The 10,272-nt window shown below is 66.2% G+C and carries 10 protein-coding genes and 1 pseudogene; 6 read left to right on the plus strand and 5 right to left on the minus strand.

Annotated features, from left to right (window positions below):
• The first annotated feature begins 279 nt into the window (after positions 1-279).
• From CYU59_RS25830 to CYU59_RS25850, 5 genes are all read left to right on the plus strand, one after another.
• The gene (locus CYU59_RS25830) at positions 280-1,407 is read left to right on the plus strand and encodes an acyl-CoA dehydrogenase family protein (RefSeq protein ID WP_363115325.1); all 1,128 of its coding nucleotides are present in this window, start codon (positions 280-282) and stop codon (positions 1,405-1,407) included.
• A 264-nt stretch (positions 1,408-1,671) separates the two neighbouring features.
• Entirely contained in the window at positions 1,672-2,274 is a 603-nt protein-coding gene (locus CYU59_RS25835; RefSeq protein WP_293004144.1) for a TetR/AcrR family transcriptional regulator, read from the plus strand.
• A gap of 1,600 nt (positions 2,275-3,874) precedes the next feature.
• The gene (locus tag CYU59_RS25840; RefSeq protein ID WP_293004137.1) at positions 3,875-4,117 is read left to right on the plus strand and encodes a hypothetical protein; all 243 of its coding nucleotides are present in this window, start codon (positions 3,875-3,877) and stop codon (positions 4,115-4,117) included.
• Positions 4,114-4,923, plus strand: coding sequence for an IS21-like element helper ATPase IstB (gene istB / locus CYU59_RS25845; protein ID WP_293004138.1), 810 nt, complete (start codon positions 4,114-4,116; stop codon positions 4,921-4,923). The genes CYU59_RS25840 and istB overlap by 4 nt, the downstream gene beginning before the upstream one ends.
• Positions 4,920-5,222, plus strand: a complete 303-nt coding sequence (locus CYU59_RS25850) for a DNA gyrase inhibitor YacG (protein ID WP_293004139.1) — start codon at positions 4,920-4,922, stop codon at positions 5,220-5,222. Before istB ends, CYU59_RS25850 begins: the two co-directional genes overlap by 4 nt.
• An 81-nt stretch (positions 5,223-5,303) precedes the next feature.
• Here the strand turns inward: CYU59_RS25850 and CYU59_RS25855 are convergent.
• Together CYU59_RS25855 and CYU59_RS25860 are read right to left on the minus strand one after the other, a co-directional pair.
• Positions 5,304-6,607, minus strand: a pseudogene (locus CYU59_RS25855) (cytochrome P450); the annotation flags it as partial.
• Positions 6,608-6,617: 10 nt separating this feature from the next.
• Positions 6,618-6,869: a hypothetical protein gene (locus CYU59_RS25860; RefSeq protein ID WP_293004140.1), complete on the minus strand. Its 252-nt coding sequence runs from the start codon at positions 6,867-6,869 to the stop codon at positions 6,618-6,620.
• Positions 6,870-7,096: 227 nt separating this feature from the next.
• On the opposite strand from CYU59_RS25860, the gene CYU59_RS25865 reads away from it, so the two are divergent.
• Positions 7,097-7,510, plus strand: coding sequence for a VOC family protein (locus tag CYU59_RS25865; protein ID WP_293004141.1), 414 nt, complete (start codon positions 7,097-7,099; stop codon positions 7,508-7,510).
• A 271-nt stretch (positions 7,511-7,781) separates the two neighbouring features.
• On the opposite strand, the gene CYU59_RS25870 is transcribed toward CYU59_RS25865, so the two are convergent.
• The 3 genes from CYU59_RS25870 to CYU59_RS25880 are packed head-to-tail and all read right to left on the minus strand — an operon-like array spanning position 7,782 to position 10,194.
• Positions 7,782-9,458, minus strand: a complete 1,677-nt coding sequence (locus CYU59_RS25870; RefSeq protein ID WP_293004142.1) for a recombinase family protein — start codon at positions 9,456-9,458, stop codon at positions 7,782-7,784.
• On the minus strand, positions 9,455-9,781 hold the full coding sequence (locus CYU59_RS25875; protein ID WP_293004143.1) for a hypothetical protein: 327 nt from the start codon (positions 9,779-9,781) through the stop codon (positions 9,455-9,457). The genes CYU59_RS25870 and CYU59_RS25875 overlap by 4 nt, the downstream gene beginning before the upstream one ends.
• A complete protein-coding gene (locus CYU59_RS25880; RefSeq protein WP_293004145.1) occupies positions 9,778-10,194 on the minus strand; it encodes a helix-turn-helix domain-containing protein in 417 nt (138 codons plus the stop codon). Before CYU59_RS25880 ends, CYU59_RS25875 begins: the two co-directional genes overlap by 4 nt.
• Between the last annotated feature and the right edge of the window lie 78 nt (positions 10,195-10,272).

Genomic DNA, 10,272 nt, shown 5'->3' on the forward strand with positions numbered 1-10,272 from the left:
ATAGCCCCATCGTCTCGGCCTATCCGGCGCCACGATCGGGGTCGGGCAGGCGCGCCGCACGCGCGCATTCTCAGATGAGGCAACGACTACCCCTACGCGCGCATTTTCGATGAGTCAACGCGGATGCTTGTCATTTAAGTAACGCTGCGTACACTATTGCATAGTACCGGTCAGACGAGTACATGTTGTATATGCCGATGGTTCGGCGGCAAACCGAGCAGCCGGGCCCGCAACCGGCACCTGGCGCGAAGGAACGATCTCGATGACGGCGTATCGCTCGTGTTGGATGGACGAAGACCTGGACGCGTTGCGGGCGCTGGCGCGCTCGTTCTGCGAGAAGGAGATCACCCCGAACATCGAGAAATTCGTCGAACAGCATCATGTCGATCGGGATCTGTGGACGAGGCCGGTGCGCTCGGACTGCTATGTATCTCCATCCCCCAGCAATACGGGGGCGGGGGCGGCACATTTGCCCACGAGGCGGTGCTTATCGAGGAGCAGGCTCGTATCGGTGACACCTCCTGGGGTGCGGCCCTGCACAGCGGCATCGTTGCGCACTACCTCAACACCTATGGAACCGAAGAACAAAAGCACCAGTGGCTGCCGAAGATGGCCACCGGGGAGGTTATCGGCGCCATCGCGATGACCGAGCCCGCTACCGGCTCGGATCTACAAAGCGTGACGAGCACCGCCCGTCGCGACGGTGACGACTACATGGTGAATGGGTCGAAGACGTTCATCACCAACGGCGGACAGGCAGACCTGTTCCTCGTCGTCGCCAAAACCGACGCCACCCGCGGTGCCGATGGAATCTCGTTGATCCTCGTGGAGGCGACACGGGACGGCTTCCGCCGTGGCCGCGTCCTGGACAAGATCGGCCAACGCGGCCAGGACACCTGCGAGTTGTTCTTCGACGACGTTCGCATTCCGGTCACCAACCTGCTGGGCACCGCCGAAGGGCAGGGCTTCGTCCAGCTCATGCACCAACTGCCCCAGGAGCGGCTCATCCTCGCCGTCGGCGCCGTCATCTCCATGGAAAGCGCGCTCGCACACACCCTGGCCTACACCAAGGACCGGCACGTCTTCAGCAAGCCGGTGCTCGCATATCAAAACACCAGATTCAAGCTCGCCGAGGTCGCCACCGACGCCCGGATCGCCCGTGTTTTCGTGGACGACTGCGTTGCCCGTCACCTGCGCGGCGAACTCGACATCCCGACGGTCGCGATGGCCAAGTGGTGGACCACCGAGCGGGCCATGATCGCCGTAGATGAGTGCCTGCAACTACACGGCGGCTACGGCTACATGACCGAGTACCCGATCGCCCGACTATGGGCTGACAACCGCGTGCAGAAGATCTACGCCGGCACCAACGAGATCATGAAAGAGATCATCTCCCGCGCCCTCTAGCCCGCGGGTACTCCGCAGCGCACAGTCGATGATGGGTAATTGATGTTCATCGCATGGCCACGGGCAGGCTCGACTATCCGCGCACGGACCTACCGGTTAGCCAGTGGGCCTGAGCCGAAGACGCGGGGCATTTGTCGAAAGATTCCGGGTGTCGTTTACACCCGCCGCAAGGACCCTCGACTGTCCAGTTATTGGCAGTTAAAGTCTGGCTGTTACCATTGGGGGGTGGTCGACGGATCTCTGCGGTTGTCGTTTCGCAAACACCTGCGCGAGGAGGCGATCCGCGCCGCGCACGCGCTGACGGTGGAAAAGGGCTGGGATCGCGTCCGAATGAGCGAGGTTGCCGCCCTGATCGGCGTGTCTCGTCCGACCCTGTACAAGGAGTTCGGAGACAAGCAGGGGCTCGGGGACGCGCTCGTGCTCAAGGAAGCCGAGAGATTTCTGGTCGGGATCGGAGCGACGCTCGATGCACACTCCAGTGCCGTCGAGGAAGCGATCCCAGCGGCGGTCCGCTATACATTAGATGAAGCCGCAGCCAGCCCACTGCTGAAGTCGGTGCTGACGTCCCCCGGCTCGGAGAGCCGCACGGAAGATACGGGGGTGCTTCCGCTGCTGACCACGTCGGCGTCGATGCTTGGGCTTGCCTCTGCGCGGCTGGTTGGCTGGTTCGGTAAATACTTCCCCGAGATCGATACCGATGACGTTGTCGATGGTGTCGACGCCCTCATTCGCCTCACGATCAGCCACGTCGTGCTGCCGACTGCCGATAGCGCCGAAACCGGGTGGCGCATATCGGAGGTCGCACTGCGCTACCTCGGGCTTGCATCCCCGGCGACCCGGGAGCGAGGTCGGGCGGTCAGGACTTAGGCGTGGTAGGACCACTCCGGTCGGGACTGAACGAGTGCGTTCGTTTGCTCGTCGACGGCGAGAGATGAACCCGCAAAAGTCGATTCATGCGGGGCGATGCGGGGACCGTTTTCACCCGGCGAGCCCGGGCAGACAGACTTGGCTCTGCGCGGCTCATCACGATTGCCAGCCGCGCCCAGTTGGGGCACCTCCGACCGGTTGTCTGAGCTCCTGGAACCGAATCGGCAATCCGTCAACCGGGACCGGGAGCGCGGTGTTGTCCCAGCGAACTTCGTAGTCGGGGGGAACGCTCCACTGATAGTTTCGCAGCATTTCGTGCAATATCGCCTTAACCTCCAGCATCTGCCGCCGCTCATTTGAAAGTGACCAATCCTGCTCATCGAAAGTGACCACCCCCAGGGGCGGCTCGCCGTTTGAGATCCGCTGGTTGTAGGCGGACCCCTTCCAGGCTCCGGGTGTCAGAGTCCGGAGTTTCGTGGAAGGGGCCGCGCCTCATGCTCGCATGGGAGTTGGTTGTGGAAGCACAGGCTTTACGTAGTCAGGGCTGGACGGTCAGTGCGATCGCCCGCCATCTTGGGGTGACCCGGTTGACGGTGCGCCGGTATCTGTCCGGGGAGGCCACCCCGGGGGTGCGTTCGCGGTCGGCACCGGACCCGTTCGCCGAGTATGTCGAATATTGTCGGTTGCGGCTGGGCGCGGATCCGCATTTGTGGGCGACCACGTTGTTCGACGAGGTCGTCGCGCTGGGCTATGACGGTTCGTATCCGTCGTTCACCCGCGCGGTCCGGGAGCGGGCGCTGCGGCCGGTGTGCCAGTCGTGTAAGCAGGGCAAGACCGTGGACCGGGCGGTGATCGAGCACCCACCGGGAGCCGAAACCCAGTGGGACTGGGTGGAATTGCCCGATCCACCGGCCGGGTGGGGGTGGGGCAAGACGGCGTATGTGTTGATTGGGGCGCTGCCCTGTTCGGGGCGGTGGCGGGGCTGGTTGACTGAGTCGACCGATCAGCCGCATCTGGTGGAGGGCCTTGATGCAGTCACCCGCCGGTTGGGTGGGCTGAGCAGGCGGTGGCGTTTTGATCGGATGTCGACCGTCGCCCAGCCCCAGAGCGGGCGGCTGCAGGTGTCGTTCGGGCCGATCGCACGCCATTACGCGGTCGGGGTTGATGTGTGCCCGGCCTATCACGCCTGGCGCAAGGGCGCGGTGGAAAAGGCGGCCGGGGTGATCGCGCAACGCTGGTGGCGCACCCTGGGCGACGAGGTGACCCAGGACCAGGCCCAGGCTGGGCTGGATCGGGTGTGTGTGCGCCTGGATGGGCGCAAACGCGTGCGTGGCGGGACCGCCACCACGGTCGGGGCATTAGCCGACGCCGAAGGGCTGCGTCCGGTGCCGCCGCCCTATGTGGCAGTGCTGGAAGTGTCGCGCACGGTGAGTAATCAGGCGCGGATCTCGTTCCGGGGCAACATCTATTCGGTGCCGCCCGGTCACACCGGTCGGCGTTTGTTGGTGCGTCACCGCCTGGGTGAACTCACCGTGGACGTGGTCACCGACACCGGTGTGGTGCTGGCCCGGCACCGCCGCGCCCCGACGGCGCCGGCGCGGTGGTGTGCGCTGATGAGCATGTGGCCGCACTGGAGAAGGTGGTGCTGGCCAACTTCGCCGACCGGCCGCCGTATCGGCGTAAACACCGCCGCCCACCCACCGCCGAGGCACGCGCGGAGGCCGACCGCATCCGCGGCACCGACCAGGCGCCCGACTGTCAGCAGGTGGTGGCCGACTTCGCCCGCTACGCCGCGGCCACCCGACCGATCAGGCCAGTCCACGACGGTGGGGAGGTCCGATGAGCACCGCCACCGGCGAGGCCGCCACCTATCAACGGCTACGCGCACACCTAGATTTCTTGAAGCTGCCGGCCGCGGCCGAGGCGCTGCCCGCCATCCTGGACGCCGCCCGCACCCAGGACCGCTCGACGGTGGCGACACTCGAGGCGCTGCTGGCCGTCGAGGTCGACACGACCCAGGCCCGCCGGTTGGCGTCACGGCTGCGGTTCGCCTGTCTGCCAACGCAATCCAGTCTGGACGGGTTCGACTTCACCGCCCAGCCCGGCGTCGACGAGAAACTCGTGCGCGAGCTGGCCTCACTGCGATTCCTCGACGACGCCGGCAACGTGTTGTTCGTCGGACCGCCCGGTACCGGGAAGACCATGCTGGCCATCGGGCTGGCGCGTTCGGCCGCCGAGGCCGGTCACCGCGTCTATTTCACCACCGCCGACGATCTGGCCAAGCGCTGCCGCAAAGCCGCCCTGGAGGGCCGGTGGGCCACCTGCATGCGGTTCTTCTGCGGACCCCGCTTACTGGTCATCGACGAATTCGCCTACGCCCGAACCCATCCCGACCCCGAAGCCAACACCGCTCTGTTCGAAGTGATCTCGCGGCGCTACCTGAAATCCTCGACGATCATCACCTCCCACACCGGCATCGCCGGGTGGGGTGAACGCCTCGGCGACCCCATGCTTGCAGCGGCCGTCTTGGATCGTCTTCTGCACACCGGAATCGTGGTCTCCATCGACGGGCCGTCGTATCGGATGCGCGCCCATCAACAACGCAGCGACGCGTTACGCCGGGCACTACACCCCGAGGCCCGACCATGACCACCCGCACCTGTGACACCTGTGACACCTGCGGCACCACCATCACCGTCACCACCCGAAACCCCAACCGCCGCTACTGCTCGCCGCGCTGCCGAAAAGCCGCCTGGGAAGCCGGCAACCGCCGCATCCCTGACAGCGTCGCCAACGACGTCGCCGACGGCGTTCACGACGTCGCCGACGCCGTTCCAGCCGCCAACGGCGTCACCCGATGCCCCCACTGCCGCCAGAACGTGGCGGTCATCGCCGTCGTCATCCCCGCCGACGCCGCCCATATCCGAACCCCGGAGGTGACCACATAGAGCTACCCTGAACACGCGCCAGGGTGGTCACTTTCAGTGAGCAACGCTGGTCATTTTCGATGAGCGGCACATCCCGACGTGCATGCCGATGCACTTGTGCGCGCCCCCGCCGAACGGGATCCAGGCGAATCGGTGCGCGTGGTCCTCGCCGCGACCCGGCGAGAACCGGTCTGGGTGAAAGTGGTCGGGATCGGTCCAGCCCTCCCCCACGAAGTGGTTCACCGCGGGGGCCACCGCGACGATGGTTCCCACCGGAAGATAATGGCCGAGTATCTCGGTGTCTTTCACCGTCTTGCGCAAGACCAATGGAACGGGCGCGACCAGCCGCAGCGACTCCCTGATGATCAGGTCGAGCGTGGTGAGGCTCCAGCCCCTCGATGCCGGGAAGGGCGGCCCCGAGCGCCAGCGATTCCTTCCGTGCGCGCTCCTGCCAGTCGGGGCGCTTCGCGAGGTGGTACATGCTTGCCGCGGTCGTGATGGTCGATGTGTCATGGGCGGCCATCATAAGGAAGATCATGTGATTGACCACGTCGGCGTCGCTGAACTGCTCCCCCAAGGGCGTGCTCGCGTGACACAACGCGGCGAATAGGTCGTCGCCGCGCCCGGCCCTCGCGGCGGGCAGATGCTGGGTGAAATACGACTCGAGGACTTGACGCCCCCGCACCCCGGCCTCCAGCGCGTGCCCGGCAGGGGTGCGCGCACGATGGAGCTGGAGGCGCGGACGGTGGCAACGAATGCCCGATTGATGCCGACGGTGTCCGCGCCGCCGCGTTGGCCCATGAATACCTGGGTGGCGATGTCCAGGGTAAGCCGCTTGAGCCGCGGATAGACCCGCACGGGCCGCTGTGTGGGCCAGGCTGGCACGCTGGCACGCGCACACGGCCCCACCTGGTCGACATAGCTGGATAACCGGTCCCGGGTGAATGCCTCTTGCATGATCCGCCGGTGCATATGGTGCTCATCGAAACTCATCAGCATCAGGCCGCGGTGAAAGAACCGGTCGATGAAGAAGGTCCACCCATCCTGGGGGAAGGCCTTATCCTTGTTTGCCAACACGATCTGGGTGGCAGCGGGCCGGCCACGGCGACGATGCGCGTTCCGTATGCCTCCATCCACGACACCGGCCCGAACCGCTCATACCGTCTGCGGGCGAATCGGGGGCCGAAACGGATGTAGTCCAGGGTGTGACCGAGCAACGGGAATCCGGCGTCGCCCATAACCGGCTGCAGGTCGCTACCCGAAGGCGGCTCGGCGAGACTGCGCGTCGGCCACCGATCGCTGAGGTCCAGCAGTGCCGCATCCACCGTGGGCGGAGCCGCAACCATGAGCACCGAGGACAGCCGTTGCCGTGCGGCACCTGCCGTGCGCTCGACAATTCCTACCATTACTCGCTCCCTACGTCGTCGGAGGATTCAGGTGTCGCGGCTGATCGGACCCGGCCGTGAGGCAGCCACAACGACCGGCCCGGGCTTGCATCGGCAGCAGCGCCGCGCACTCGGTGACGAAGTCGGCCTCGCCTCGGGGTGCGAGGTCATCGACCACCCGTGTGGCGTTGCCGCGAATTTGGGCGCCGATCAGGGCGATCTGCTTGGGGGTAAACGCGGCGGCCAGCAGCCGGCGCACCTTGGTGTGCCGCGGCGGGCCCATCGCGATGAAACCCTGACCGGGCGTCGAGCAGTTCCTGAGGCATCGACTCCATTAACCATTACCCGGCATTTTCCCGGGCGAGTCATACGGCGACGGCCGCCTCCGGGTCCGCTGGCTGCGCGGCTGCGCGGCTGCGCGGCGATCCTGTCCGTAAGATATTCGACTTGCGCGTCTATCGTTAGGCGTCTGTCAGGCGTGTCGTCACCCAGGCCGCGCGCTGTGGTTGCATGACGACGGTGTTTCTCGAACAGTTCGCGCTCATCGTGGACGACTACGACGACGCCATTCATTTCTTCGTCGACGTCCTCGGCTTCGAATTGGTCGAGGACTCGCCATCCCTGACCAACGACGGCCGGCCGAAGCGGTGGGTCGTCGTACGCCCACGCGGCGCGACGACCGCACTCCTGCTCGCCCCGGCTGACGGAGAGTCCCAAGTGCGTGCAGTCGGCACCCAGTTCGCGGGCCGCGTTGGGCTGTTTCTGCGCGTTGACGACTTCGACGCCGAGTACGACCGGTTGCGCAGCATGGGCGTCGAGTTCCTCACCGAGCCACGGCACGAGCTGTACGGGACCGTCGCCGTCTTTATCGACGTTGCCGGCAACCGCTGGATCTGCTCGGCGCGCGACCGTCCGCCTGAATGATCCCCTCGGTGCAGTAGTCCGTCGAGGCGGGATTCACTGCTGGCCGGACGAGTTGGGTGAGTTCGATTGTTCGATCATGTTGGAGAACTCGCAGGCGAGGTGCCACTTGTGCCCTGCAATCATGCTCGGCAATGCAATCGCTGGGAACTCGGATGTGCATTTCTGTCAACGTCGGGTGAATCTGTACCCCTTTGCGTAGGTTGAAAGTGGACCCCGCTCCTAGGTTTCTTTGGTAGTTGTGGCCGCGGGGACGCGGCCGAGGTCTCGGTCCTTAAGTCGGTAGCTGTCTCCTTTCATCGACACCAACGGAACGCAAACCGTCTTGGGTTGACACTGGGTGCGGGACTGGCAATGGTTTGCCGGTTGGGCTGGTCGGCGTCGGCTGTGGCGGGTCGGGTGGTGGCGGGTCCAGCGCGATGCGGAGCCGGATCTGGACGTGCCAGCCGGTGACCCGGACGTCTTCGACGAGTAGGCGCAACAGCTGTTGTTTCTGGATGTCATCGAGGGTGTCGATGACGGCGTGGATGTGGGCGGCGAAGTCGTGGACGCGGGATCGGAGCTGGTTGTCGCGGGCGAGCGCGGTTCGTTCGTGAGCGAGGCTGGTTCGCTTGTGCTGCAGCTCTTTTCGGCGTGCGGCGACTTCGGTGGCGCGGCGCTGCATTTCGGGAAGTTCGATGAACCCACCCTGGTAGAGGTCGATCAGGCGGCGCTGTTCGGTGTCGGCGGCGTCGATCTTGCGGTCGAGGCGGGCCAGTTCGGCGGCGAGGAGTTCGTCGTCGGGGATGGGGGTGTGCAGTGTGACAGCTTGTTCGCCGGCCAGTAGCTGGTCAGGGTGGGTGATCGCGGCGCGGATGTGGTCGAACACGAATGTGTCGAGGGCGTCGGCGCGGATGTTGCGTTCGGGGCAGCGCCGCGATTCGCCGCCAGCACGGATGGGGTCGTGGTTGCGGCAGTAGTAGTAGCGGTGCCAGGTGCCGTTGCGGCCGCGCATCTTGTGGCAGTTGGCGCCCACACCGCAAATACTGCATTTGACAAGGCCTTTGAGCAGCCATTGGCCGGGTTCGGCGCGGCGGGGGCTCCACTTGGCGTTATCGGTGGCGACGCGGCTTGCAGCCTGGAACAGCTCGTCGGAGATGATCCGTGGGCAGTCGATCGGGATCCATTCGTCGCGGTCGCGCGGGACCTGCCGGTTGCGGCGGGTGGGGCTCCGGTCGGGCACCGATTCGGTGCGGTTGTAGTAGACCCGGCCGATGTAGGCCTCGTTGCGCAGCAGCCGGCTGAGCGTGGAATGGCCCCAGGTGGGCTTGCCGGTCGGTGAGGGTATTCCGTCGGCGTTGAGCCGGCGGCAGATCTCGCGCACGGTGATGCCGGCGGCGCGGTCGGTGAAGATCTGCCGTACCACCGCGGCCTCGGGTTCGTAGATCTCGTGGTGTGCTTGGCCGGTGGCGGCGCTGCGGGCAATGCGGCGGTAGCCGTAGGACGCTTTCCAGGTGACGATCTCCCCGGCGCGGGCCCGGAACAGTTTGCCGCGCCGGTATCGTTCGGCGATCTTGGCTTTCTCGTATTCGGCGATCACGCCCTGGACCTGGGTGAGCAGTACCGACTGCGGGTCGTCGGCGGCCAGCCCAGGCGAGTCGGTGAATGTGACGGTGACTCCGAAGCGGTCCAGCTCGTCGAGCACCAGCACCTGGTAGGCGTAGGCGCTGGCGAGCCGGTCCGGCGACAGGCACCAGACCCGTTGCACGAGCCCGGCCTCGGCCGCATCACGCAACGCGTCCAGGCCGGGCCGGTCCAGCCGGGCCCCGGACTGCCCATCATCGACGTACTCGCCGACCAGCTCGTCACCGGCGGCGGCGACGTGTTCGCGCAGCAGCGCCAGCTGCGAGCCGATGGTGCCGCGGTCGGCTTGGCGCTCGGTCGACACCCGCGCGTACAGCGCGGCCCTCACCGCAGTCCCCTGCCCGGCAGTGCCAGTGCGGCAACCGAATCCACGCGTGCGGCGGCATCGAGCAGGAACTGGTAGCCCGCCGCCAGCGCCGCCACCCGCGGATCGTCGTGCGGTGTCCATGCCGGACGGGCAGCGACGAGCAGTTCGGCGACAAACACCGGCTCGGCGGCAGGCCACGCGATCAACCCGGCCAGGCCGCGGCGGGCGAACCGGGCCGCGGCCAGACCCTCCGGTAGCCGGGAGTGCTCGCACACGTGCGCGCGCAGTGTTTCGTAGTCGACCTGCGCCGCCTCGACCGGCGGCCAGAACAACCGGGTGCTCACCGGCCGCGCACCCGCTCGATGGTGCGCCGGTGCAACCGCACCCCGAACCGGTCGGCCACCTGTTCGGCGATCTGGGCCCCCGACCCGCCCTCGGCGCGGATAAACTCCACGATCTCCGGCCGTAACTTCACCGGGCCACGACGGCCGCGCCGCTCGTCGAGCAGTCCCGCCATCCCCGCCTGATCGAACGCAGCAGCCACCAGATAGAACGCTGCACGCGAATAGCCATGTGCCGCAGCAACTTCCGATACAGACAGGCCGTCGACCAGACGCGCCCGCAACATCTCGTACTTCACCTGCACCTTGTCGGAGGCCAGAAAGAAACCCGACTCGCTGGTGAACAACGGCGCCAACACCCCGCCGGGGTTCGGATGCAACAACCCCGCCTCGGTCAACGCCCGAAGCCGTGTCATGTCGCTCACCGGCCTCACCTCCCACGCCCGAGCCTAAGCCCCGCCCTGCGTGGCGTCTATCATTTACTGCCGCGTGTC

Source organism: Mycobacterium sp., from assembly GCF_002863225.1.
Lineage (GTDB): Bacteria > Actinomycetota > Actinomycetes > Mycobacteriales > Mycobacteriaceae > Mycobacterium.